Origin of the sequence: Macrococcus sp. DPC7161 (assembly GCF_004117835.1) — a bacterium.
GTDB lineage: Bacteria > Bacillota > Bacilli > Staphylococcales > Staphylococcaceae > SDSC01.
Genome location: NZ_SDSC01000002.1, coordinates 132,720 through 157,001 on the forward strand (window position 1 = coordinate 132,720; position 24,282 = coordinate 157,001).

Here is a 24,282-nt window from a genome sequence, read left to right on the forward strand (position 1 = left end):
TAAAATAAACAGGAAAGCCGAAGTATACATCGCGTTATACTTCGGCTTCAATATTCCTATTATTCATTGATTAAATATTTAAATTAAACGCATACGATTCATCGCTGCTAGTGCTAATATAAAATGATTTCTCGTTCTTAATATCAACCACAAATGAATTTCTAACAGGTTGAAAATGAACAGTGTCTAAATCCAAATGCTCATCTAAAAAATATATGCCTTGTACGTTGTAATGACCATCAAAACAAGTACAATCCATTAATTCCTTAATGACATTAATATCCAAGGGATAATCAAATAAAATATGATTACACTTTTCACGATGTTTAATATGATTTGTCTTTAAATAATCTATCAATGTTTTCCCTTTAATAAAGATAGATTGTTTAGGCTGCATCATCTTTATCATCAATAACGCTCTGTATTCATCATCCATCTCTAACAAATATGCATCATTACCTGAGTACATAATTTGCCCAACAATAAGCATTTCATGTTGCTTTACAGGCAGTAAATATGGAGGACTTAACTCACTATCACTACATCTTATATACGATGTGATTGAAGGATGATAACTTAATCTTCCAACAATAGGGTCCCAAATCAAAATTGGTTCGTTTTGATTGTCTAGTAGTACCGTTAGAAAATAACCTTGCTCAACTTCTTCACTGAAATCCAAATTTTCTATATCAACATATGCTCCATATCCATCAATGACTGAGTGAAATTTTTTATCTTTCAGTAAATTAATAAATATAGGTTCTATATCATTTACATGCGCATCTACCGTGATTAACCTATTTTTGGCATCACTAATAACACCTTTTTCAACGATTATAGATTCTGGATATGGATCAATACCTACAGATGTTTCATCCTCTAAGATCCATCGAAAGAATTGCTTTAACACCATTGGAGTACTCCTTATTTTTTGTAAGTAATTTGTTTATTAATAATTAAAAAGACATGTCAAAATGACATGTCTTTCACCTCTATCCGCGTGGTTAGACGCAGCAAGGAAGGATTTCCCTTATTCCTTTTATAAATATATATCTAAAATTATTAATATGCAATTATTAACTGTGTATAACATTAAACAGAACGTACGTTCTTTTTGTGGTGACTTTCAGCGTATCGGTTAAGAGTGAGGTTTTAAGTCTACTTTAGTAAATGTTCTATGAAATCCGTTAAATATGTTTCGGCAAAGGCTGCAATGATAAATAAAGGTAATGCAATAAATACATAGACTCTGATCAAGTTATACATAGATTCTGAAATAGATAGTCCATATCTCTTTTCTTTTCTGAAAAAATTACTTACCTCACTAATGATTGATCGGTTCAATGACCATAGTCCGCTTGCAACAAAACAAAATGCTAGAATTTCTATCAATGTATGTGGAGTAGACGATAATACTAAAATCCATCCAAAATCAGGAACCACATGAACGGCAAAACCAAATATTATTCCAGTAATAATTGAAGTAGATATTATATTTAAGAAATAAAGAAATGGAATAGGTATTAGAGATAGAATAAACATTTGCAACGGTACAACAAATCCATTATTTACAACATACATCCATACTTTATCAAGTCCTTTTAATTCTTCAGAATTTGAAGGTAACTTACTGGTTATGTCTTTAAATATTTCTTCTGATGGATAAAATACTAGTGAAATAATAAAAGTAAAAATGGCTACTAACATCATAATGCCATAAATAATTAAGGCTCTCTTAATATAACTTACCTCTAGATTTTTCATATACTACCCCTCTTAAAAAAAATTTTAGATGTCTTTTGACTTCATTTTTTGAATTTCATTTTTATATCTTTCTTTTTTCCTTTGAAAACCGAAGTAATAATCTACAAGTAATATTAAATTACCTATTATTGCTCTATACCATAAGTATTCAATATCTTGGTGTACGAATTTAAAATTATAGATTACATATAAGTTAAAAATTACTGGTATAACCAAACCTAGCAATTTGTTATCACGTGAAGCTAAATAGCGTTGCAATCCAAATAAAACTAAAATTAAGAAAATCAATTCAACAATATTAAACATATGTTACCTCCATAATTTGTATTCTGACACTATCTTACAACAAACTTCAATAAAGTTAAAGCATTTTTTAATTTTATTAAAAATATTATTGTTTAAATATTGATTTTTATTAATTTAAGCCTTAAAATAAATTTAAAGATTGGAGGAGTAAGATGGAAAGAAATGAATTGCCAGATTGGTTATTAAAATTAGATAAAGAAGATATTGAATTTATGAAGAACTTTGTTTTAGAATCAGGTTCATTAAAAAGCATCGCCAAAATGTATGATGTTTCATATCCAACTGTAAGAATTAGACTTAATGCTTTGATCCAAAAGGTAGAGTTAGCGTCACAAGAAGAAAACTCAGGACTCGTAAACTATGTGAAATCATTGGCTATTGATGAAAAAATAAGTTTAGAAGATGCTAAGAAAATCATTAATCTATATAACAGTGAAAAGGAGTAAATAAAATGACAGGACATATAATAAATGCTTTAATATTTGCAGCCATTTTAGCGTCACAATATTTTTTATCCAAAACAAAGTATAAATTTCTAGGTCTAATCGTACCGATTTTATGTACAGTATATGCAGTTTATCTATATATAAATGAAGTATGGCCATTATGGGCTTTAGGATTATTATTGTTAATAGCGTATGCATTATTATATTTAGAATATGAAAGTGCGCAGAAAGACTACAGCAAAAAAAGAACTTCTGAGTTAAGTAAAATGAGAAGCCAAGATTTATAAATTCCTCTTTTCTTTAATGTGAGACCTTCAGAAGAATAAAAGTATAGAAAGTGAGAGTTTATGAAGAAAAATAGAGGACTTAAGAGAAAATTTAAATCGACATTATATGATTATAACGAAAAGTTAAATGTATATAGTGGATATGTAGAATTATATGTCCCTCAAATAAATTATGTTAACGAAAATATAAGCGGTTATGAATATCAAGTTATCGATTTTCTGATTGAAAATACTAAAGATTCTATTCCTGAATCTGCGGCTTTTATGTATATCATTGATGAGATAAATGCTTTGAATAGTCATTTAATTATTAGTGACGATAATAATGATTTAAATTTAAACCTTATACAAGAACAATCAGAAAAAATTCCTAATTATATCAAACAACTTGAAAGTAAATATAATTTGAAGTTCACACGTAAGGTATCTGTAACGGAAATGAATTTTACTGATTATGTTAATTTAGACGAAGAGGATAAATTTGATATACTATACTACATAAAGAAAGACAAAGAAAAAGTAATATTCGTGACAAATGTATTATGGACTTGGATTAGTAGGTGACAATAAAATAAAGAAAGTAGCGACTGATTTGATTCAGTGCTACTTTTATTCGTTACTGCTACCAACTTCAACAATAAAATTAATTGCTAATAACTATATCTCCATTAATAGAGCTCATCCACTAAAATATAATATTTAACCTTTTGCATATCTAACTTAAAACCTAAAAGGTGTTCTAACTCATTCTTCAATTCTTCTTCATTGATTTCTGTATTGTAAAGATAACTTCTATAACAAAGTGCTATATCTCGATAAGGATCACCAAGACCACCTCGCCCCAAATCAATATAACCTGAAATATTACCATCTTTAATCAAAATATTTGGCATACATAAATCACCGTGCGTGTAGCTTATTTCTTCTTCTGGTTGATTATCTTTTAACCAAGATAATAGCTCTTGTGGATCTTTAAACCCTTCTGGGCCATATGTATCTGGGTTAGCATCTTCAATATCCACTAAACCTTTTTCAACATTATATTCTGCTTTCTTTAAATAATGTTGTAATCGATTATCTACTGGGCAGTCACTAAAATCAATTTCTTTCAACTTATTTATTGCTTTTGTATATAATTCAAGTGAATCACCATCTTTACTTAACATCTCACCCTCTAATCGGGTCATCAGCAAATAACTTTTGTCATTCTTCACACAATGCTCAATTATTTTCGGTACAGGCAATCTACCATTTAACCATTTCATTAATTTAATTTCGTTTTCTGTTTCTGATGATACACGTTCTATTTTCAGAACATAATCATCAAATAAAATAACAGATGAATGGGAACGACCTATATCATCAACTTTATAATTAAGATTGTTTATATGCCTCGCAATTTCATTTGGTATAACTATGTTACCTATTCTCACGATAAACCCTCCATTAGATTTTTCACATAACCTCTACACTCATAAATTCTGTCTACTACCGTTTCATCAATTTGCTTTCTATCTGTTACATGTCCAAATGTAAAAATCGGGTGAAAATGAGGATTGCTAGTCTTTATATCTCCACTTGTAAATACATGAAAATATGAGTTGAATTGAGAAAATCCATTTTTTATATACCACTGATTACTTGCATAGTCTTCTCTAGTCCAAGCTTCTAAATATTCGATACCTTCTAATTTCAATCTTTCTTCAGCAACCTCTAATAATTTTTGGCCAATACCTTTAGATTGATGATCAGGATGAACTGCGATTGTTTCTATCATTGCGCCTTTTTGATGCTTATCATAGCTACAATAAGCATTTTTAATTTCGATATCGAGCAATCCAATCACTTGATTGTTTTCTACACAAATTAATTCAACACCATCAATTTTAGGTTTTGTTTGAAGAACATCATCAAAATACTGCGTGTAAAGAAATGATAAGGTTCTACATCGAATCCATGAATCTTCATATTTTGATGAATAATCTAAAATTTTCATAAAATTACCCCTTTTTTATTTTTATTAAAAAATTTTGTAATTATTTCTTATATATGAGAATAAATTTGACTCGCTAAACCTTCCCAATCCATACTATCAGTATTTACAATCTTATACGGAATGACTGTATTGCTTACAGCTTTTATATAGCACTCTTGAATTTGTGTAAAATTTTCAATTTCTTTTTTTAAATCATGATTACCTATTTGCGGATATCTAAGCTGAATTCGTTTGCTCATTTCACTCTTAGAAACAGTTAACAGAACACAAAGTGGATTTAATTCCATTAATTTATTTTGTATTTGAATAATCTCATGATGATTTCCAAAATGTACTATATGATTTAAATGATATCGCTCGATCATATAGTAAAGGTCACTAGAAGATTTACCATGATTTATCTCATTATTTATCCAATTCGATAGTTGAGACAAATAATTCAATTGCAACTCTAATAACGAAATATGATTATCTTTTGTTATTTCAATTATCTCATCATGTTTGTTAACGTTGAGAATTTGAGTGAAGTGTTCTGTAATATAGACTGCTGAACGTTCTTTATTTGATAATGTTTGTAATTTCTTTATTTCATTAAATATAGACGATTTTCCTGTGTATGAAAAGCCTTCAATAATAATCCCTTTAAATTTAGGCACTTTATTACTCCTTTTACATTCAATTTTAAAAATGAAAATGTTGACAAAATATTCAATCAATTATATCATATGTTTAATTTAATATTACATACAAGGACACGATTTTATTTGGTCGATTAACAGAGAGGGAATAATTGCTGAGAGATTCCTAAATTAGATAATAAAATTACTACCTTAAAAATAAATGATATGGAAACATGTCACGTTCATGTGCGTTAAACATGCTAGAGTGTCATCATTAATGATGGAATTTTGGGTGGAACCGCGGGTAATAGAAGACTCGTCCCTTTTTTTGAGGGACGAGTCTTTTTATTATAAAAAAATAAAATTAGGGAGAGATTTAAATGTCAAATCAACAAATTAGTATCAAATTTCCAGACGGAAGTAAAAAAGAATATACAAAAGGAATTCTAGCAAGTGAAGTTGCAAAATCGATTAGTAATTCTTTATTCAAGGAAGCCATTGTTTGCCGCGTCAATGGAACCTTAGTTGATTTGACCTATCCCATCCATCAAGATTCAGAACTAAGTTTCTATAACATTAATACAGTTGAAGGTATTGAAGTCATGAGACACTCTGCAGCACACGTTTTAGCCCAAGCAATTAAAAGAATTTATCCAAATTCACTATTATCTATTGGACCAGTTATTGAAAATGGTTTTTATTATGATATAGACTTAGATCAATCTATCAGCGAGAGTGACTTAAGTAAAATAGAAAAAGAAATGAAAAAAATTCAGAAAGAAAACCTTACATTCATTCGTTCTGAGATATCTTATGAAGAAGCTGAGAATATATTTAAAGATAATTCTTATAAAGTGAATATCATAGAAAGCCATAAAGATGAACAACTTTCAATATATCAACAAGGTGAATTTACAGACTTATGTACAGGTCCACACGCACCAAGTACTAAATATGTAAATCACTTTAAATTAACAAAAGTTGCAGGTGCTTACTGGAAAGGTGATAGTAATAATAAGATGCTTCAACGAATATATGGTGTAGCGTTTGCATCCAAAGAAGAACTAGATAATTATTTTGACTTCTTAAAAGAAGCGGATGAAAGAAATCACAGAAAACTAGGTAAGCAACTGAAACTATTCATGTTTTCCGAAGAAGCTCCAGGGATGCCCTTCTATCTACCAAATGGTCAGTTCATTAAAAATAAAATGGAAGAGTTTTTAAGAGAGATTCAATTAGAAAGAGGATACCAAGAAGTTAAGACACCTTTAATGATGAATCAAAGACTTTGGGAAGCTTCTGGACATTGGGATCATTATCATGAAAATATGTATTTTACAAAGGTTGATGACAATGATTTTGCATTAAAACCTATGAATTGTCCTGGTCATATGTTGATATTTAAAAATGAATTAAAATCTTATAAAGATTTACCACTTAGAATAGCTGAATTTGGACAAGTACATCGTCACGAGTTTAGTGGTGCTCTAAATGGATTACTTCGTGTAAGAACATTCTGTCAGGATGATGCACATATATTTGTAATGAAATCTCAAATCCAAGACGAAGTTAAAAATGTATTAGAACTTATCGATTACCTGTATAACATTTTTGGTTTTGAATATTCAATAGAACTATCAACTCGTCCAGATAAATACCTTGGAGATTTAAGTCTATGGGAAGAAGCTGAAAAATCATTATCAAATGTTTTAGATAACCTGAATCTCCCATATAGTATTAATGAAGGTGACGGTGCTTTCTACGGACCTAAGATTGATATTCATATTAAAGATGCATTAAAAAGAAGTCATCAATGTGCTACTGTGCAACTTGATTTCCAAATGCCTGAAAAATTCGATTTAACATACGTAAATGAAAACAATGAAAAAGAACGACCAGTAGTTATTCATCGAGCAATATTTGGTTCACTTGATCGTTTCTTCGGAATATTAATCGAACACTTTAAAGGGGCATTTCCATTATGGATGTCACCAACTCAAGTGAATCTTATAGGAGTATCTGAAAATAATATTAACTATGTAAAACAAATTCAAAAAGTACTTGCCCATGAAAACATCAGAGTAAATATTGATAACAGAGACGAAAAGCTAGGTAAGAAAATTAGAGAAAGTCAAATGAATAAAATTCCTTACACTATTGTAGTGGGTGATGAGGAACAAAATAATAATTCATTATCTGTTAGAAAATACGGTCACTCAGAGAATGTATCAAAAGATATCACAACATTTATTAAGGAATTGAAAAATGAAATTAATAAAAAAGAATTATTAGTATAAAAATTAAACCCAAAGCTAATATACGGCTTTGGGTTTACTCATAATTTGGAATATTTATTGGATATTTCATTACTAATTTTTCTACATATTAAAATAAATTTGACTCGCTAACCCTTCCCAATCCAACCTAGCCTTCTCTTATCTGGAGATTGATTAAATTCTCCTTTTTCATTATATCGAACTGCATTTTTTACGCATCTTACTAATAAATATAATAATATAATTGGATCTTGTGAATAATTAAATTCTTTTCTTTTCTTTAAATAATAATCTTGGGGATTATCTAGTTGTTCATTCCATAACTTTTCATACACATCTGATACGTACCCTGGAGAATTTATTATTAATTCTAGTAATTCAGCTAAGGGTTTATTTATTTCATTAATCCAAATATTTTCACTTATCTTATTATAAGAAATTGCCATGGACATCGCTGCCGAACCTGCAAATGGCTCTATAAATCGCTCTACTCGATTTGGCATAAAATCAATAATCTGATTTGCCAGTTTTCTTTTGCTACCTTGATATGGTATAGCCTGAGGAACTCTCATTATTAGTCACTTCCTAAATTAAAACAATATTTTTTATAATATTCATTATATATATTCTTATATTTTAAAATATTAAATTTCATAAATTAAGTGATTTTATTTTATAATTATATCTCTTAAATTTTATTTTTTAGATTCAATCACTCATTTAGTGTCCTTCAAACTTTGTAACATTCTTAGCAGCTATTCCTTTTCTATTAAAATAAGTTTCAAAAGTTACAACATCTCCTGTATTTAATTTACCTACAGTATTATTCACATGAAAAAAAATATCTTTTCTATTAGAGTTTGCAATGAAACCATAACCTTCATCAACTATTTTTGTAATAACCCCTTTATTAGTCTCTGTTATATTTCTAGATAGTGCTTTTGTATCAATAATATACTTTTTAATATTATTATATTTTTCAGGTAGTATTTCATTTTTATATTTTTCAATATTTGAACGTATCTTTTTAAAATCTGTACTATTTATCCATTTAAGTTGATCATAATATTTCATTATATTTTTTTCTAATAAATTAATAGCTGAATTATTAAGAGCTAAAAAAGATAAATCTGCCAGTATAGCTAATAAAGTCAATGCATTTTTCCTATCTAAATCTAATGGTTTTAACTTTTCTATTTCATTTAATGCATTCTCAAGAAGTTCTATTTTAAGATGTATATCTGTTTTAGCTGAAAGAGTCTCTGCTTTCCTTCTATATAATTCGGCATATGATTTAACCATTAATCTTTTATGTTTTTCTGAATAATCTTGAGATAGCTCTTTTATTTCTTCAAGAATTTCAAAACATTCTTTAAATTTTCCTAATCGCATTAAAATTCTGTTTTTTTCAAAGAGAATTTCTAAATTATTAGGTAAATTTCTATCTGCTTCTTCAATTATTTCAAGAGCTCTAGGATAATCTTCAACTTTTAATACATAGAAAGTTGAATATAAAAGGGCTACACGTGCTTTATTTTCTGCTTCCATACATCTATTCAGTGCAATATCATAACTTTGCTCTGCCTTATATATATTATTGTGGTTGCCTTCTATAAATGCCTGTACTTTGTAAACCTCAAAGTAATTCGGTGCGACATTAATTGCTTTATCTAAATACTCTCTTGCTTTAGTAAGATTTTTATTTTCGAATGCTTGATATAAATAATAAGATGCTATTCGATAATCTTTACTTTCCATAGAATGTGCTAAAGCACGAGGATTAAATGAATCATTCTCCTTCATTGTTGTTACCATCTGTAACAATGCATTGAGATCTTTCCTTTTTTTATTTATAAAATAGAAAAATTGGTTGGTAGGGGGATAAAATTTAGATAAATAATCTTTAGCCATTTCGTTTAATATATATGTACCTGATCTTAAAGTAACCATATTCGTAGATAACATCTCATTAATTGATTCTCTTAACTCTACAGGATCTAAATCTAAATAAAAATCAATTTCTCCGTAACTTAAATCATATTTCTCTATTAAAAATAATTGAAGTATCTGTTTAGAGTTATTACTCAACTTATCATATACATTGGACATACAAAATTCTATCAAGTCCCCTTTATTAAGTAATAAACTATTTATATCCAAGCCTTTAAATATACTTGTTATAAACCATTTTATTGATAGTGGATTCGAGTATAAACTATCCATAACAATTTCTTTAATTTCTGAATGATCTAATTCGTGTAGTTTTAACCCATAATATTTTGATAATTCTCTAAAATATGCTGTAGAATCACTCAGACTTAATCCTTCTAAGATATATCTATATTCTAATTCTCCTAAACCATGTCGTGATGTAATCAAAACTTTTGATTTTTCAGGTATCTTTTTTAAAAAGTCCATAACTTCATTCGTATTTATTGTTTCTAGATTATCAAGGACTAGCAAAGTTTTAAATGAATCTAAAAACTCTAAAATATTTTCTTCTGAACTTTTTTCATTACTAAAAATCATCTGTTTTTGCATTTCTTCCATTAATTCCGGTATATCTTTTACTGTATTTTCTAAATAATTAAACTCGCCTTGAGATAATGTTCTAGTTTTTAGTGTCACCCATAAAACTGCTTCATACTCATTATCAATATCATCTATTAATTCATATAAAACTTTAATTGTAAGTGCCGTTTTACCTAATCCTCCATTACCTATAATCGAAACAATTTGATGTTTATTATTTTGCAGTAATTCTTTTAGTTTCTTTATTTCTTTTTTTCTACCAATGTAACCTGTATCATCAAATTCTGGATTTGGTAAGTTGTGATAGACACTGTCTTTAATATTATTATTATAGTATTTCTTCATTTCAAATAATTTTGTAGGGTTTTCATGGATTAAATTCTTTGTTATTTTAGTCTCACTCCAATTAATCCAACCAATTTTATCTGATAAATCATCTAAAAATTCAAATAAAATTGCTCTATCTCCAATTTCAAGCGGTCGAGTATGCATAACTCTATTTCTTATAGGTATTAATTTATTAAAGTACTTTTCTAAGTTATTTACTTTTTCGTTATTCAGTCCTAATTTATAAGGATTCATTTTTATAACTTCAATATAGTCCCCTAAATCGAATTCATTCAACCTTTTTTCTAAAGTATCTGCTGTATTTTTTGATCTATCCTTAGCTTTTTCTTGTAAGAATTCTGATAAAATAATATCTTCACCAGATAGTATGAATTTTCTTATATCAAACTCTATAGACGAACATATAGCAAATAATATTATGCGGTTACTAAGATTAAAAGTGGTCATAAATTCTCCTTAATATATAAATATTCTTTACATTATTTTATCATATTTAATAAAATAGCATCATAAAAAACCACATCATTTATGGTAACTTTCCCCCCTTATAATCCTAAACGCTCTATAAACTTGTTCAAGCAATATAACTTTCATCATTTGGTGTGGGAAGGTCATTTTGCTGAATGATAGTGCATAGTTTGATCTGTCCATGACGCTTTGGTGTAGTCCGTTTGATCCGCCGATGATGAATGTGAGGTGGCTTTTTCCTGTGTTCATTTTTTGTTCGATGTCTTTTGATAATTGTACTGAATCTAGTTGTTTCCCTAATATCTCAAGTGTATACACGTAGCTATCGTCTTTTATTTTAGACAGTATACGCTGTGCTTCTTTTTCTTTTGCTATCTCGATATCTTTTTCGCTCATATTATCGAAGTCTTTTTCATCTGCTACTTCTATTAATTCCATTTTTGTATAAGCACCTAGTCTTTTTACATACTCTTCTACCGCCATTTTCCAATATTTTTCTTTCAATTTACCCACAGTTATAATTGTTATCTTCATTTTTATTCATCCTTTCTGTATAACTTATCCTACTTATCCACAGGTTATCAACTTATTCACATTTCACAACCTTATTATATTCATAATTTCCCGATTTTCATTCATTTTCGTGTAAAATACCACTGAATATCTATAAAAAAAGATGCCGATTTCACTGGCATCTTTATACATTGTGGATAACTAAAATGTTATACACACAGTTATCCCCTGTTATCCACATATTTTTGTGAATTTCTTTACTTTTTTGTGTATAACTCTAAATTATTTCCCAAATTTAAATTTTTGTTAGGATTATTTCTATTGTTTTTGATATTTCTGTTTATAACGTATGTATTTTCGTCGCTATTTCTTTATCAGTATCACAGATTAACACTTCTTTATTTGTATCTATATCATGTTGATTCAATATTTGACTCACGTGCATTCTCGCTAAGTCTTTCATATTGTTATCTTGTGATAAATGACTTAAATAAATACGTTTCGTTGATCCTGTAATCACATCACTCATGGCATATGCGGCGTCTTCATTGGATACGTGTCCCATATCACTTAATATACGTTGTTTTGTTTTCCATGGATATCTTCCCATTCGTAACATATCCACATCATGATTACTTTCAAACACAAAACAATCTGATCCGTGTATCATCCCTTTCATTCGGTCTGATACATAACCTGTATCTGTTATGATGCTTAATTTCTTATAATCATTATTAAAGATATAGAACTGTGGATCTACTGCATCATGTGATACGCTAAATGATTCGATATCAAATCCTGCTATCGATTTGGTTTCATATGGATTAAAGATAAACTTTTGATCTAGTGGGATATTTTTATCTGCTTGATGTATACGTTCCCATGTTTTTTCGTTCGCATAGATTGGTAATTTATACTTTCTCGCTAATACCCCTAAGCCTTTAATATGATCTACGTGTTCATGTGTCACCAATATGCCGTCTAGGTCTTCGATTTTTCGGTCGATTTGTTGAAATAAACCTTCCATTTTCTTGCCTGTGAGTCCAACGTCTACGAGTAGTGAACCTTTATCACTCTCAACATACGTCGCATTCCCTGAACTGCCACTTGCAAGTACTGACATTTTTATCATATTACCATCTCTTTACTTCTATTTATTCTGTATATTACTTTAATATACGTTGTTCTGGATTCAATGCATCAACATAGTACATCTCAGAATCGCCATTTTTCTTTAATACTTCTACTTGATAGGTCGGTTTTAATACTTGTCCTCGTACCTCACGTACAATCGAATAATAGCCTAATCGAACAGCACGTACTTCGTCTCCGCGTTCGATTTCTGCTTGATAATACAATACTTCGAGTGCTTCACGTGCTGGAATGACTTTTTTCTTTTCGTTATTCTTACCGAGGCCTTCTTTTAAATCTTTTAAATAACTTTGTTTATACTTTGTTATTTCATTGTCTTTGTTATAACTGAATACGATTTGTGCTTTATCATTATTTAAGATTGGAAATTCATTATAAAATTGATCAAAATACAATTTTCTATTCTTTCGATCAATACCACTCAATACGTATTCTTTTCCTTTATCGACATCTGTTCCTAACAAGCTTTTTAATTTGTTATTAATTTCATTTGGTTCAATGGTTTTTAATTTAATTTTCTTTGATACATTAACCGTTACGGATGTTTTTAAATTATCACCATCTTTATTAAAATCATCCTCAGTTTGTGAAAATCCCGCACTTCTTCCTGATACGATATTCATTTTAATATTAAGTACTGATGCCATTTTCGGAATTTTTATGCCTTCTCGTTCAAAATTGACACGTTCTGATTTTACTTCTTTAATGTTTGACTGTTGTACTTTTTGGTAATAAATAATCCCTAACGCAATGTTGATGATAATGAAGACGAAGATAAATAATGACGTTGCTCTTTTAAAATCCATTATAATAACCTCCCGTCTTCATATCGCATCCACTTGCCATCATATTTTACAAACCATGCTGGTTCAAATGATAATGTGCTTTGAATTTCAGGGTTCTTTGTTTTAGTCATATAATAGCCAACTAACATATTCGTTACCGATTCAAAGTGATATTTACTTGAGGCCAAATGATAACGTACCGCTTCTGATGAAGGTAATGTTTTCACTTCATGTTTTGTTGGTACTGCCACACTAGTAGTGAATAAGCCTCTTCGATATTCATAAGCTTCTTTATTTCCCCAAATTACATTAATTTCTGATAAATGATTATCGTCAAATACAGGTATACCTTTTAAGAACATTTGATAACTGATTGCACCATCTTCTAATACTGTAAAATAGCGATAATCATCCGTAAATCCATTATGATTGTTTACAAAATCGTATGAACTCATTAAATTATCTAACGGTTTTGATTTTTTACGATCAACTTCAGATAAATTATCGTATTTATACAATGATTTATCTTTTGTCGTAACAATACCCTTGTTAGAGTTATAGATTTTCTCATTTTTCTTTCCATTACGCTCAATGATACTATCTTTAGACCCTAACACTTCATTATTAAAGTCTTCAGCATTTATCGTTTCAGCTAGATATCTAAATGCTTCTTTGTGATCTGGTTTTGTAGGTACATAAATACTCGTTTTTTCGTCGGTTGTTTTTTGGTTCGTGATGATTCCCGTATAATTGGTCATTTCTTTTTGTGTAGATTTAACAAAAAGGTTAAATGTCTTACTATTAATGTTAGTCTTTAATGTAATAACGCCTTTATCATTTGTCAGTAAGTTTATCGTTATCGTTTCTCCTGAATAACTATCAATAATCATACGTTCAAACGGTTTCTCAGTATTTGAATCCAATGTGATGTTTAACACTTGAGATAAATAGGTTGTTGTTGGCATGTCTCCTGAGTAATCTAAAATGATAAATTTATCTGGATGTCTCGAGAAGAACGTCGCCATATTTTGTCGATCTTTCACTTCAGTAATGCGTGCACTTGTAAGGCGCTGTAAGTATTGAAGTAATATTTCTTTCTCCGTTGTACCTTTAATATTATCTTCTGAGTAAGACACCACTTGAAACGGTAAGAATACATTTTTTATACTGTCATTTGTTGTGGGTCTCGATGTTGGATTGTTTGTTGTAGGTGTTTCTAATCGGTCAAAGTCTGGCCTAAAGTTCCATATTTTATAGGTTAATATCACACTCGATATTACAAGTGCAGTAAGCAGTAAACCTTTTAATATGCCTCTATACATCCCAATCACCATCATCTAATACTTCACATGGTAATGTGATATAAACGCTTGTGCCGTAACCTTCTTTACTGTTTGCCCAAATTCGACCGTTATGTGCTTCAACAATCTCTTTACTGATTGCCAACCCTAATCCAGTACCACCCATTTTTCTAGTACGTGCTTTATCCACTCGGAAGAATCGATCAAAGATTTTATCCACTTTTGTCAGAGGAATCCCAATACCATTATCTTTAATTTGAATGGTCATACGATTAAACAATGTATTTTGTTTCACGTGGAATTCAACTTTCTTTTTACCTTTTGAGTACTTTAATGCATTAGAAATAACATTATCAAATACTTGTGTCATTTTATCTGGATCTATTTCTACGAAGATACCGTTTTTCGGAATATCACGTATAAATGTGGCATTTTTACCTTCTGACATCTCAAAGCGGTTAATAATTTTATGTATAAACATATTGAAATCAATTAATTCTTTGTTTAAATGGTCATCTGTATTATCCATTTTCGATAATTGTAATAAGTCATTGACCAATCGAATCATTCGATCTGTTTCTTCACGTGTAACACTTAAAAATTGAGGTGCTAACTTCTCATCTTGCCATGCACCTTCTTCTAACGCTTCTATGTAACTTCTCATCGATGTTAATGGTGTTCTTAATTCATGTGATACGTTGGCAACGAACTCACGACGTTCATTTTCTACATGGTGTTGTTCTGTTACATCATGTAATACCGCAATATAACCTGTGATGAATCCTGTATCTTGAATAATCGTTCTAAATGAAGCGCGGACAATTAATTTTTCCGTTTCATTCATATCAATTATAATACCACCAGCAATGTCTTGTAATTCATCTAATGAATAATGCTCTTCAATATTCAAAATATCTAATACGTGACGGCCTTCTACTTCATCTTTGTTCATATCTAACATACGAAGTGCCATTTCGTTTACGATACGCACTCGTCCACGGCGATCTGTCGCAATAACTCCATCTGACATGTAAGTAATTACTGAATCTAATCGGCGTTTTTCACTTTCAGTGTTGGCCTGTGCTTCTTGAACACGTTTAGATAAGTTGTTAAACGTTACTGCCAATTCACCAATTTCATCGTTTCCATACACTTTAACACGATTTGTATAATTCCCTTTGGACATCTCGATGGCTTGGTTACGCATATCTGAAATCGGTTTTGTAATAGTTCTTGAAATGAAGAATCCTAAAATAATCGTAATTAATAACGACACACCCGTACCGATAATAAAGATTTTATTAATATCATTTAATTGTTCATAGACAGGTTCAATCGACTCTTCAATATGAATAACACCAATAATTTTATTGCTATCTTTAATCGGGAAATTCTTTACCCACACACGTACTTTTCGAGTAGGTTCATCCTTTAATTGAATACGGTCATTCGTTTTCCCTAATGACAATGAATTTTGTATTTGGCTATCATTCACTTTAGGGTTGATTGTCCCTTGATTCGAATCTTTATTCGTCGCAATGATCTTTTCATCTGTATTGATAAAACGAATGACATCAATATTAGAACGCACTGCATACTCGTCTACTATCTTTTGTACTTCTTTTTGAATCGCTGTCTTATCGTCTTTATTCTGACGATAAACATTTTTTAAATCATAATTAATCGACTTAATTTGTGTATTAATTGTTTGTTCGAAGTTATAAGTTAACTTTTTCTCTAAATTGTTTGTGAAATACAATCCAATGATTTGCATCCCTATAATAATCAGCAATACATAAATCACAACAAGTTTGATATGGAGTGATTGAAGTTTTTTTAGAAACTGCGCCATCATACTACTCCTGAGATTGTAAGAAGTAGCCTACACCACGTCTTGTTACGATATATTCTGGATGGCTTGCATCATCTTCAATCTTTTCACGTAAACGACGAATCGTTACGTCAACCGTACGCACATCACCAAAATAGTCATAGCCCCATACAGTTTGTAATAAATGTTCACGTGTCATTACTTGTCCAATATGTTTAGATAAATAATGGAACAATTCAAATTCACGGTGTGTTAATTCAATATCTGCACCACGTTTTTTAATTGAATATGCATCTGGATAAACTGTAATGTCTTTAATCACAATTTCATTTGTTTCTTCTTTTTCTTCAGATTGTGCTTGCGTATAATGACGTCTTAAGTTCGCTTTCACACGTGCAATTAATTCACGTGTAGAGAACGGCTTTGTAACATAATCGTCCGCACCAAGTTCTAAACCTAATACTTTATCAATTTCAGAGTCTTTAGCAGTCAACATGATAATAGGCATATCGTATTTTTTACGAACTTCACGACATACTTCCATACCATCACGCCCTGGTAACATAATGTCTAATAAGACAATATCCGGTTGAATATCATAAATTAATTCAACAGCATCGTCTCCATCATAAGCAACAAATACTTCGTATCCTTCTTTTTTCAAGTTAAACTCTAGTATATCTGCAATCGGCTTTTCGTCATCTACCACAACTATTTTTCTCGACATATTGACCCTCTTTTCTATAAAAGTTCATAATAATCTATTCTCTAATTTACCACTATTTTCGTCATTTTTCTATTTAACTGAATTAATTTAATCAGTCTGTTATATAACTTGCATATTTTTACATTAAAACACAAAAAAAAGAGCAAGACGATTGTCTAACTCTTTGATACGGTCCCGACGGGAATCGAACCCGCGATCTCCTGCGTGACAGGCAGGCATGTTAACCGCTACACCACGGGACCTTAATATTAAAAATGGTGACCCCTACGGGATTCGAACCCGTGTTACCGCCGTGAAAGGGCGGTGTCTTAACCGCTTGACCAAGGGGCCATTTATTAATAGCACAAGAATGATTATAGCATGATAAAAATAGCAATGACAAGCATTATTTTTAAAATTTTACTGATTTTTTTGTATAATTGTATTGAACACTATTTTTTTAAAAAGGGAGTTGGTTGTATGAGTGCAGATATCGTGCAAACTCAAGATATGAATGCACAGAAAGTGGTCAAAGTTCATAAAAAACTACCACTTAAAGAAAAAATTAAACGGTTTTCTTTCATTACTCTAGGCGCCATATTAATGGCCGTTTCTCTAGAACTTTTTTTAGTTCCTAATAAATTACTTGATGGTGGTATCGTAGGTATTTCTATTATGCTTAGCCATTTACTACATATACCATTAGGGCTATTCATTTTCATTTTAAACGTCCCCTTTTTCTTTTTAGGTTATAAACAAATCGGCAAAACTTTTGCAATCTCAACACTGTATGCAATCTTAATATTATCAATCGGTACATCACTCTTACATCCGGTACCACCTATTGTTGATGAGAAATTTCTTGTAACTATCGTTGGTGGAGTAATACTCGGACTTGGTGTCGGACTCGTTATTCGCTATGGTGGATCTTTAGACGGTTCAGAAATATTAGCGATATTGATCAGTAATAAATCACCTTTTTCAGTTGGCGAAATCGTGATGGTAATTAACTTCTTTATTTATGTTGCTGCAGCATTTGTATTTAATTATGAATCTGCAATGTATTCTGTTATTGCTTATTTTATTGCTTTTAAAACCATCGATATCGTACAACAAGGTTTAGATGAGTCGAAATCGGTTTGGATTATTAGTGATCAATATGAAGAGATTGGCGATGCCATTAATGATCGTTTAGGTCGTGGTGTAACATATTTAAAAGGTGAAGGCGCATATACAGGTGATGATAAAAAGGTTATCTTCTGTGTCATTACACGTTTAGAGGAATTTAAAGTTAAAGATATTGTAAATCATTTTGATAAATCAGCCTTTGTAGCGATTGGTAATGTCGCAGAAGTAAAAGGTGGCAGATTTAAGAAAAGAGACATTCATTAACTTTAGAAATCGTTTTGAAAATAGAGTTAGAGATAAATTTAGAAATAGATATAGATATAGATATAGATATGAATATCTATATAAACAAAAAAACGAGGCAGCTGCCTCGTTTTTTATTATGCCCATAAATCTTCTAATAAATTCGTTTGGTTACGGTCTGGACCTACTGAGAAGATTGAAATTTTAACGTTACATAATTCAGAAATACGTTCTAAATAACGACGTGCGTTATCTGGTAACTCATCTAAAGTTTTGCAAGCTGTTACATCTTCAGTCCATCCTGGTAACTCTTCAAAGATTGGTTTACAACGTTTTAATTCATTTAAGTTTGCTGGATATTCAGTAATTTCTTTACCATCTAACTCATAAGCAGTACAGATTTTCACTGTATCTAAACCTGTTAATACGTCAATTGAGTTGATTGATAAATCTGTAATACCACTTACACGACGAGAATGACGTAATACTACAGAGTCAAACCAACCTACACGACGTGGACGTCCTGTAGTTGTACCGTATTCACGACCTACTTCACGAATATGATGGCCATCTTCATCAAATAATTCTGTTGGGAATGGACCGTCACCTACACGAGATGTGTAGGCTTTACATACACCAACAACTTTAGAAACGAATGTTGGACCTACACCTGTACCAACTGTTACATTTCCGGCAATAGGGTTACTTGAAGTAACGAAAGGATATGTACCGTGATCGATATCTAACATAACTCCTTGTGCACCTTCAAATAATACTTTCTCATCTGCAACAAAAGCATCGTCTAATACTTTAGAAGTGTCTGTTACATATTGTGCTAAGCGTTGGCCCGCTGCATAGTATTCATCGAAGATTTCTTCTACAGTGAAGCCAGTTGCACCGAACATTTTTTCGAATAATTCATTTTTATATGCTAAGTTTTCTTCTAACTTTAATTTGAATGTTTCTTTGTCTAATAAATCAGCCATACGAATACCGATACGCTGTGCTTTATCTACATATGCAGGTCCGATACCTTTTTTCGTTGTACCAATTTTATTATCGCCACGTTTTTCTTCTTCTAATTCATCTTGTTTCAAATGATATGGTAAGATGACTTGCGCACGGTTTGAAATACGTAAGTTATCAGTACTCACACCACGTTCATTTAAAGCATCTAATTCTTTTAATAAAGCAACCGGATCAACAACTACACCATTACCGATTACTGATAATTTATCTGAATAGAAAATACCTGATGGTACTAAATGTAATTTGTACGTTTCTCCACCGAATTTAATTGTATGTCCTGCATTATTACCGCCTGAAAATCTAGCGATAACATTCGCTTGTTCTGCTAAAAAGTCTGTGATTTTACCTTTACCTTCGTCTCCCCATTGCGTCCCAACAACTACGATTGATGACATAAGAGCACCTCCATATTTATGACTAACCTTTTGTATTCTACCAATGATATGTGAAAAAAGCAAATCAAAAACGAACATTAAATTTTTAGTATATTTATTCATGTATATGATATACTTTATCAGCTTACTTTCCATTTTCAAAGGCCAAAAACCTTTATTTCACTTGATATTAAAGACATTAAAATTATCATACACCTTATACATCTAACTGTATTTTTACCAAACATTCTATGAATCAAACGAAACTAAATGTAAAAAAACACGTACATTTTCACAAAAACCTTATGAAATATACGTGTTTTGAATTATTTATTTTTTTATTTATTTAATAACCGTCAACATGTGCATATTCCATATCCGCAAATTTATTATATTGCTTCATGAACATTAATTTGACTGTACCTGTTGGACCGTTACGTTGTTTAGCAATGATGATTTCAATTTCACCATTTTCACTTTGTGCACCTGCATCCACTTGTTGGTCCTCACCTTCTTCACCACCACCACGATTGTAGTAGTCATCACGGTACAAGAACGCAACAATATCCGCATCTTGTTCAATCGATCCCGATTCACGAATATCACTCATCATTGGACGTTTATCTTGACGTTGTTCTACACCACGTGATAACTGTGATAATGCGATAACCGGACATTCTAATTCACGTGCTAATGCTTTTAACATTCGAGAAATTTCAGAAACTTCTTGTTGTCTGTTTTCTGAGCTACGACTTCCTGAACCTTGGATTAGCTGTAAATAGTCAATTAATATCATATCTAATCCATGTTCTTGTTTTAAACGACGGCATTTTGAACGAATATCTGTAATACGAATACCTGGTGTATCATCGATAAAGATTTTTGTTTTAGATAACTTTGCAATGGCTACAGTGAATCTTTTCCAATCATCTGCATCCATTGTCCCCGTTCTTAGTCGATTACTATCTACGTTACCCGTTGAACAAATCATACGCGTTGCTAATTGATCGGCACCCATCTCTAATGAGAAAATACCTACTGAATAATTATCATCATGTACAGCGACTTGTTGGGCAATATTTAAAGCAAACGCCGTTTTACCTACTGATGGACGTGCGGCAATAATGATTAGATCATTACGGTTAAATCCTGCGGTCATTGCATCTAAGTCACGATATCCTGTTGGAATACCTGGTGTTTGCCCCTTGTTGGAATCCAACATTTCAGCATTTTCAAATACTTGTGTTAATACTGTACTGATATCTTTAAATCCATCTGAACCACGGTTCGTAGCAATATCAGAAATGCGTTTCTCAGCATCTGATAATAATGTTTCAAAATCAACACTATCATCATAACCTTCAATCATAATGCTTTCAGCAGTATGAATGACTCTACGTTTTATCGCATTCTTATAGACAATATCAGCGTAGAAATCAATATTTCTCGTCGTTGGTACAAATTCCGATAGCATAATCAAGTACTGTGCGCCACCAGATTCTTCAAGCGTTCCATCATTGGTCATTTGATCCATGATGGTAATCACATCTACTTCTTTATTTTGCTCTGATAATGTGAGCATCGCACTAAAAATATTTTGATGTGCACGCTTATAAAAATGTGTAGGTAACAGTACTTCTAACACAGAGGTTAATACATCTGGTTCTAATAATACTGCACCTAATACAGACTGTTCTGCTTCTTCGCTGTAAGGTATTTTTCGTTGTTCAAATTCAGACATATTAACCTCCTTGTTTTTATGCTTCTACTACATGTACTTTTAATGTTGCTAATACATCATGATGTAATTTAACGGGTACATTTGTGTATCCTAAACTTCTAATACCATCATGTAAATCCATTTTACGTTTATCTACTTTGATACCATGTTGTTTATTTAATGCTTCTACAACTTGTTTTGAACTTACTGAACCAAATAAACGACCGCCTTCACCTGACTTTGCTGTCACTTTAACTTCTAACGATTCGATTCTTTCTTTTAATTGTTTCGCATCTTCTAATTCTTGTTGTTTGTCTTTTTCAATACGCTTATTTTGTGCTTCTAATTGCTTTAAATTACCTGGTGTTGCTTCTACAGCGTAATTATTTTTTAGTAAGAAGTTGTTCGCGTAGCCTACAGGTACTTCTTTAACTTCACCTTTTTTTCCTTTACCTTTAACATCTTGAGTAAAAATGACTTTCATCTTAATCTTCTCCTTTATCGCTTTCTGTAATCACTTGATGTAATTGCAAAATCGCTTCTTCTATTGAAATATCTTTTAATTGTGCAGCTGCATTCGTTAAATGACCACCGCCGCCTAATTTTTCCATCACCACTTGTACGTTGATTTCTCCTAAAGATCTTGCTGATACACCAACGATATTATCAGCACGTTTAGCAAATACAAATGACGCTTCTACACCTTCTAAACTTAACAACTCATCTGCCGCTTGCGCAACAGTAACTGGATGGATAATTTCATCATTTGATCCATGCGCAATCGCAATACCATTTTTCTCTAATTCAACCGTCTTAATGATTTCAGAACGTTTAATATATGTTTCAATATCATCCTTTAAGAAATGTTGACATAAAATAGTATCAGCACCGTGGCTTCTTAAGAAACTTGCAGCATCAAACGTTCTTGATCCCGTTCTTAATGTAAAGTTTCTCGTATCCACAATAATACCGGCTAACATTACCGTTGCTTCTAAACGTGTTAATTTATGCTCTGTCGGTTGATATTCTAAAAGCTCTGTAACAAGCTCTGCTGTAGAACTTGCATATTGTTCCATATACACAAGTAATGGACTTGAAATAAATTCTTCACCACGTCTATGATGATCAATCACCACTTTACGCTGTGCTTTATTTAAGATGCTTTCATCGATGACCATATCTGGTTTATTTGTATCCACAATAACCAAAGTCGTATTGCGTGTCATTAAATTCCATGCTTCTTCAGAAGTTACAAATGTTTTATGCAACTCTTCTTTTTCTTTAATTTCTTCCATCACACGAGATAGCGTATCATCAATATCATGGTCATTTAATACAATGTGTGCAGTTAAATTATTCATTTTCGCAAATCGTGCAACACCGATTGCTGCACCAATTGCATCCATATCAGGACGTTTATGTCCCATCACAATGACATTGTCACCTTCAATTAAAATATCTCTTAAAGCATGTGAAATAACTCGAGCACGGACACGTGTACGTTTTTCCATAGGATCCGTTTTACCACCATAGAAACGTACATTACCATTTTCATTTTTTATTGCTACTTGGTCACCACCACGACCTAATGCCAAGTCTAAACTTGATTGTGCTAGTGCGCCTAAATCAACGAGATTATCGGCACCTTCACCAATACCGACACTTAACGTGATGTGTGTTTTTTTCTCGCGGTTTTTCTCACGAATATCGTCTAATAAGTTAAATTTCGTTTGTTCGATGTCATGTAAAATCTTTTGATTTAAAAACAACATATATTGATCCGCTGAATAACGCTTAACAAACACTTGATTTTCTTCAGCCCAACGGTTGATTTCTGATGTCATCATACTATTGATTTCAGAACGTTGCGCATCGCTCATATTTTGGGTAATTTCATCGTAGTTATCTAAAAATAATGTCCCTACAACAGGTTTAGCATCCTCATACATATTCTCTAACATCACAGCATCTGAAATATCAAAGAAATATAAAATATTCGTATCACTACTGTAAAAAACTTTATAATGACGATCTTCAAAAGAAGTTGTGGCTTCTTTTAAATTGCTCACCTTTAATTGATTCAATAAGTTTGGAAACAATTCATTAATTGGCTCATTAATCATCGGACGATTAATATGTTTAAACATAAATTGGTTATGCCATTCTACGACATCATTTTCATCTAATAAAATAACACCTATCGGTAAATCACGAATTGCACGTTTCTTACCATGGTCAATCGATGTCGATAAATGCCCAATATATTGATCATAATTACGAATACTTCTAATCAAATAAATGCATCCAATAATGATAGATACAATAAGTACTACACTAAAAATAAGTGCAAGTTCTTTTTTTACAAAAAATATTGAGACAGTCATCACACAAGCTAAAATACTCATCAATATATATGGAATCAGTATTTTTTGTTTGTCATATTTCCTGTTCACCCTA

23 protein-coding genes and 2 tRNA genes are annotated in these 24,282 nt (G+C 31.1%); 5 read left to right on the top strand and 20 right to left on the bottom strand.

Features of this window, described 5'->3' with window-relative positions:
- Window positions 1-70 precede the first annotated feature (70 nt).
- From ER639_RS04355 to ER639_RS04365, 3 genes are all read right to left on the bottom strand, one after another.
- Window positions 71-913 (bottom strand): hypothetical protein, encoded by an 843-nt coding sequence (locus tag ER639_RS04355; protein WP_129064546.1) that lies wholly within the window; start codon window positions 911-913, stop codon window positions 71-73.
- Window positions 914-1,158: 245 nt separating this feature from the next.
- Window positions 1,159-1,764, bottom strand: a complete 606-nt coding sequence (locus ER639_RS04360; RefSeq protein ID WP_129064547.1) for a stage II sporulation protein M — start codon at window positions 1,762-1,764, stop codon at window positions 1,159-1,161.
- 24 nt (window positions 1,765-1,788) lie between these two features.
- The gene (locus ER639_RS04365) at window positions 1,789-2,070 is read right to left on the bottom strand and encodes a hypothetical protein (RefSeq protein WP_129064548.1); all 282 of its coding nucleotides are present in this window, start codon (window positions 2,068-2,070) and stop codon (window positions 1,789-1,791) included.
- 152 nt (window positions 2,071-2,222) lie between these two features.
- Here ER639_RS04365 and ER639_RS04370 point away from each other — a divergent pair, with 152 nt between their 5' ends.
- The 3 genes from ER639_RS04370 to ER639_RS04380 are packed head-to-tail and all read left to right on the top strand — an operon-like array spanning window position 2,223 to window position 3,367.
- Window positions 2,223-2,516 carry a DUF2089 family protein gene (locus ER639_RS04370; protein WP_120786317.1) on the top strand — a complete coding sequence of 98 codons (294 nt, stop codon included), beginning with the start codon at window positions 2,223-2,225 and terminating at the stop codon, window positions 2,514-2,516.
- A 5-nt stretch (window positions 2,517-2,521) separates the two neighbouring features.
- Window positions 2,522-2,803 (top strand): hypothetical protein, encoded by a 282-nt coding sequence (locus ER639_RS04375; RefSeq protein WP_129064549.1) that lies wholly within the window; start codon window positions 2,522-2,524, stop codon window positions 2,801-2,803.
- A gap of 60 nt (window positions 2,804-2,863) precedes the next feature.
- Window positions 2,864-3,367 carry a hypothetical protein gene (locus tag ER639_RS04380; RefSeq protein ID WP_129064550.1) on the top strand — a complete coding sequence of 168 codons (504 nt, stop codon included), beginning with the start codon at window positions 2,864-2,866 and terminating at the stop codon, window positions 3,365-3,367.
- 104 nt (window positions 3,368-3,471) lie between these two features.
- On the opposite strand, the gene ER639_RS04385 is transcribed toward ER639_RS04380, so the two are convergent.
- The 3 genes from ER639_RS04385 to ER639_RS04395 are packed head-to-tail and all read right to left on the bottom strand — an operon-like array spanning window position 3,472 to window position 5,455.
- On the bottom strand, window positions 3,472-4,236 hold the full coding sequence (locus ER639_RS04385; protein ID WP_164993359.1) for an APH(3') family aminoglycoside O-phosphotransferase: 765 nt from the start codon (window positions 4,234-4,236) through the stop codon (window positions 3,472-3,474).
- A complete protein-coding gene (locus ER639_RS04390) occupies window positions 4,233-4,799 on the bottom strand; it encodes a GNAT family N-acetyltransferase (RefSeq protein WP_129064552.1) in 567 nt (188 codons plus the stop codon). The genes ER639_RS04385 and ER639_RS04390 overlap by 4 nt, the downstream gene beginning before the upstream one ends.
- Window positions 4,800-4,846: 47 nt before the next feature.
- Window positions 4,847-5,455 (bottom strand): hypothetical protein, encoded by a 609-nt coding sequence (locus tag ER639_RS04395; RefSeq protein ID WP_129064553.1) that lies wholly within the window; start codon window positions 5,453-5,455, stop codon window positions 4,847-4,849.
- A gap of 344 nt (window positions 5,456-5,799) precedes the next feature.
- On the opposite strand from ER639_RS04395, the gene thrS reads away from it, so the two are divergent.
- The gene (thrS, locus tag ER639_RS04400) at window positions 5,800-7,716 is read left to right on the top strand and encodes a threonine--tRNA ligase (protein ID WP_129064554.1); all 1,917 of its coding nucleotides are present in this window, start codon (window positions 5,800-5,802) and stop codon (window positions 7,714-7,716) included.
- A 107-nt stretch (window positions 7,717-7,823) separates the two neighbouring features.
- Here the strand turns inward: thrS and ER639_RS04405 are convergent, their stop codons facing one another.
- The 10 genes from ER639_RS04405 to ER639_RS04450 all read right to left on the bottom strand — a co-directional run bounded on the left by ER639_RS04405 (window position 7,824) and on the right by ER639_RS04450 (window position 17,682).
- Window positions 7,824-8,267: a DNA adenine methylase gene (locus tag ER639_RS04405; protein WP_129064555.1), complete on the bottom strand. Its 444-nt coding sequence runs from the start codon at window positions 8,265-8,267 to the stop codon at window positions 7,824-7,826.
- Between the two features lie 148 nt (window positions 8,268-8,415).
- On the bottom strand, window positions 8,416-11,022 hold the full coding sequence (locus tag ER639_RS04410; protein ID WP_129064556.1) for an NB-ARC domain-containing protein: 2,607 nt from the start codon (window positions 11,020-11,022) through the stop codon (window positions 8,416-8,418).
- A gap of 75 nt (window positions 11,023-11,097) precedes the next feature.
- Window positions 11,098-11,577, bottom strand: a complete 480-nt coding sequence (gene rlmH, locus ER639_RS04415; protein WP_129064557.1) for a 23S rRNA (pseudouridine(1915)-N(3))-methyltransferase RlmH — start codon at window positions 11,575-11,577, stop codon at window positions 11,098-11,100.
- 319 nt (window positions 11,578-11,896) lie between these two features.
- Window positions 11,897-12,688, bottom strand: a complete 792-nt coding sequence (locus ER639_RS04420) for an MBL fold metallo-hydrolase (protein ID WP_129064558.1) — start codon at window positions 12,686-12,688, stop codon at window positions 11,897-11,899.
- Between the two features lie 34 nt (window positions 12,689-12,722).
- Window positions 12,723-13,514: a two-component system regulatory protein YycI gene (gene yycI / locus ER639_RS04425; protein WP_129064559.1), complete on the bottom strand. Its 792-nt coding sequence runs from the start codon at window positions 13,512-13,514 to the stop codon at window positions 12,723-12,725.
- On the bottom strand, window positions 13,514-14,815 hold the full coding sequence (locus ER639_RS04430) for a YycH family regulatory protein (RefSeq protein WP_164993360.1): 1,302 nt from the start codon (window positions 14,813-14,815) through the stop codon (window positions 13,514-13,516). Before ER639_RS04430 ends, yycI begins: the two co-directional genes overlap by 1 nt.
- Window positions 14,808-16,646, bottom strand: coding sequence for a cell wall metabolism sensor histidine kinase WalK (walK, locus tag ER639_RS04435; protein ID WP_129064561.1), 1,839 nt, complete (start codon window positions 16,644-16,646; stop codon window positions 14,808-14,810). Before walK ends, ER639_RS04430 begins: the two co-directional genes overlap by 8 nt.
- A 4-nt stretch (window positions 16,647-16,650) precedes the next feature.
- Window positions 16,651-17,352, bottom strand: coding sequence for a response regulator YycF (gene yycF / locus ER639_RS04440; protein ID WP_129064562.1), 702 nt, complete (start codon window positions 17,350-17,352; stop codon window positions 16,651-16,653).
- Window positions 17,353-17,521: 169 nt separating this feature from the next.
- Window positions 17,522-17,594 (bottom strand) — tRNA-Asp (locus tag ER639_RS04445).
- Window positions 17,595-17,607: 13 nt separating this feature from the next.
- Window positions 17,608-17,682, bottom strand: a tRNA-Glu gene (locus tag ER639_RS04450).
- A 159-nt stretch (window positions 17,683-17,841) separates the two neighbouring features.
- On the opposite strand from ER639_RS04450, the gene ER639_RS04455 reads away from it, so the two are divergent.
- Window positions 17,842-18,723 (top strand): YitT family protein, encoded by an 882-nt coding sequence (locus ER639_RS04455; protein ID WP_129064744.1) that lies wholly within the window; start codon window positions 17,842-17,844, stop codon window positions 18,721-18,723.
- Between the two features lie 116 nt (window positions 18,724-18,839).
- Here the strand turns inward: ER639_RS04455 and ER639_RS04460 are convergent, their stop codons facing one another.
- From ER639_RS04460 to ER639_RS04475, 4 genes are all read right to left on the bottom strand, one after another.
- On the bottom strand, window positions 18,840-20,126 hold the full coding sequence (locus ER639_RS04460; RefSeq protein ID WP_129064563.1) for an adenylosuccinate synthase: 1,287 nt from the start codon (window positions 20,124-20,126) through the stop codon (window positions 18,840-18,842).
- A gap of 325 nt (window positions 20,127-20,451) precedes the next feature.
- Window positions 20,452-21,846: a replicative DNA helicase gene (dnaB, locus tag ER639_RS04465; RefSeq protein WP_129064564.1), complete on the bottom strand. Its 1,395-nt coding sequence runs from the start codon at window positions 21,844-21,846 to the stop codon at window positions 20,452-20,454.
- Window positions 21,847-21,862: 16 nt separating this feature from the next.
- Window positions 21,863-22,309, bottom strand: coding sequence for a 50S ribosomal protein L9 (gene rplI / locus ER639_RS04470; RefSeq protein WP_129064565.1), 447 nt, complete (start codon window positions 22,307-22,309; stop codon window positions 21,863-21,865).
- Between the two features lies 1 nt (window position 22,310).
- Window positions 22,311-24,278 carry a DHH family phosphoesterase gene (locus ER639_RS04475; protein WP_129064566.1) on the bottom strand — a complete coding sequence of 656 codons (1,968 nt, stop codon included), beginning with the start codon at window positions 24,276-24,278 and terminating at the stop codon, window positions 22,311-22,313.
- Window positions 24,279-24,282: the final 4 nt, after the last annotated feature.

Coding starts and splice junctions, on each gene's coding strand:
- ER639_RS04410 (WP_129064556.1), bottom strand. CDS start 11,022: ATGACCACTTTTAATCTTAGTAACCGCATAATATTATTTGCTATATGT.
- ER639_RS04455 (WP_129064744.1), top strand. CDS start 17,842: ATGAATGCACAGAAAGTGGTCAAAGTTCATAAAAAACTACCACTTAAA.
- ER639_RS04365 (WP_129064548.1), bottom strand. CDS start 2,070: ATGTTTAATATTGTTGAATTGATTTTCTTAATTTTAGTTTTATTTGGA.
- ER639_RS04370 (WP_120786317.1), top strand. CDS start 2,223: ATGGAAAGAAATGAATTGCCAGATTGGTTATTAAAATTAGATAAAGAA.
- ER639_RS04355 (WP_129064546.1), bottom strand. CDS start 913: ATGGTGTTAAAGCAATTCTTTCGATGGATCTTAGAGGATGAAACATCT.
- ER639_RS04420 (WP_129064558.1), bottom strand. CDS start 12,688: ATGATAAAAATGTCAGTACTTGCAAGTGGCAGTTCAGGGAATGCGACG.
- ER639_RS04405 (WP_129064555.1), bottom strand. CDS start 8,267: ATGAGAGTTCCTCAGGCTATACCATATCAAGGTAGCAAAAGAAAACTG.
- rplI (WP_129064565.1), bottom strand. CDS start 22,309: ATGAAAGTCATTTTTACTCAAGATGTTAAAGGTAAAGGAAAAAAAGGT.
- thrS (WP_129064554.1), top strand. CDS start 5,800: ATGTCAAATCAACAAATTAGTATCAAATTTCCAGACGGAAGTAAAAAA.
- yycF (WP_129064562.1), bottom strand. CDS start 17,352: ATGTCGAGAAAAATAGTTGTGGTAGATGACGAAAAGCCGATTGCAGAT.
- ER639_RS04460 (WP_129064563.1), bottom strand. CDS start 20,126: ATGTCATCAATCGTAGTTGTTGGGACGCAATGGGGAGACGAAGGTAAA.
- ER639_RS04375 (WP_129064549.1), top strand. CDS start 2,522: ATGACAGGACATATAATAAATGCTTTAATATTTGCAGCCATTTTAGCG.
- ER639_RS04430 (WP_164993360.1), bottom strand. CDS start 14,815: ATGTATAGAGGCATATTAAAAGGTTTACTGCTTACTGCACTTGTAATA.
- walK (WP_129064561.1), bottom strand. CDS start 16,646: ATGGCGCAGTTTCTAAAAAAACTTCAATCACTCCATATCAAACTTGTT.
- ER639_RS04390 (WP_129064552.1), bottom strand. CDS start 4,799: ATGAAAATTTTAGATTATTCATCAAAATATGAAGATTCATGGATTCGA.
- dnaB (WP_129064564.1), bottom strand. CDS start 21,846: ATGTCTGAATTTGAACAACGAAAAATACCTTACAGCGAAGAAGCAGAA.
- ER639_RS04380 (WP_129064550.1), top strand. CDS start 2,864: ATGAAGAAAAATAGAGGACTTAAGAGAAAATTTAAATCGACATTATAT.
- rlmH (WP_129064557.1), bottom strand. CDS start 11,577: ATGAAGATAACAATTATAACTGTGGGTAAATTGAAAGAAAAATATTGG.
- ER639_RS04360 (WP_129064547.1), bottom strand. CDS start 1,764: ATGAAAAATCTAGAGGTAAGTTATATTAAGAGAGCCTTAATTATTTAT.
- yycI (WP_129064559.1), bottom strand. CDS start 13,514: ATGGATTTTAAAAGAGCAACGTCATTATTTATCTTCGTCTTCATTATC.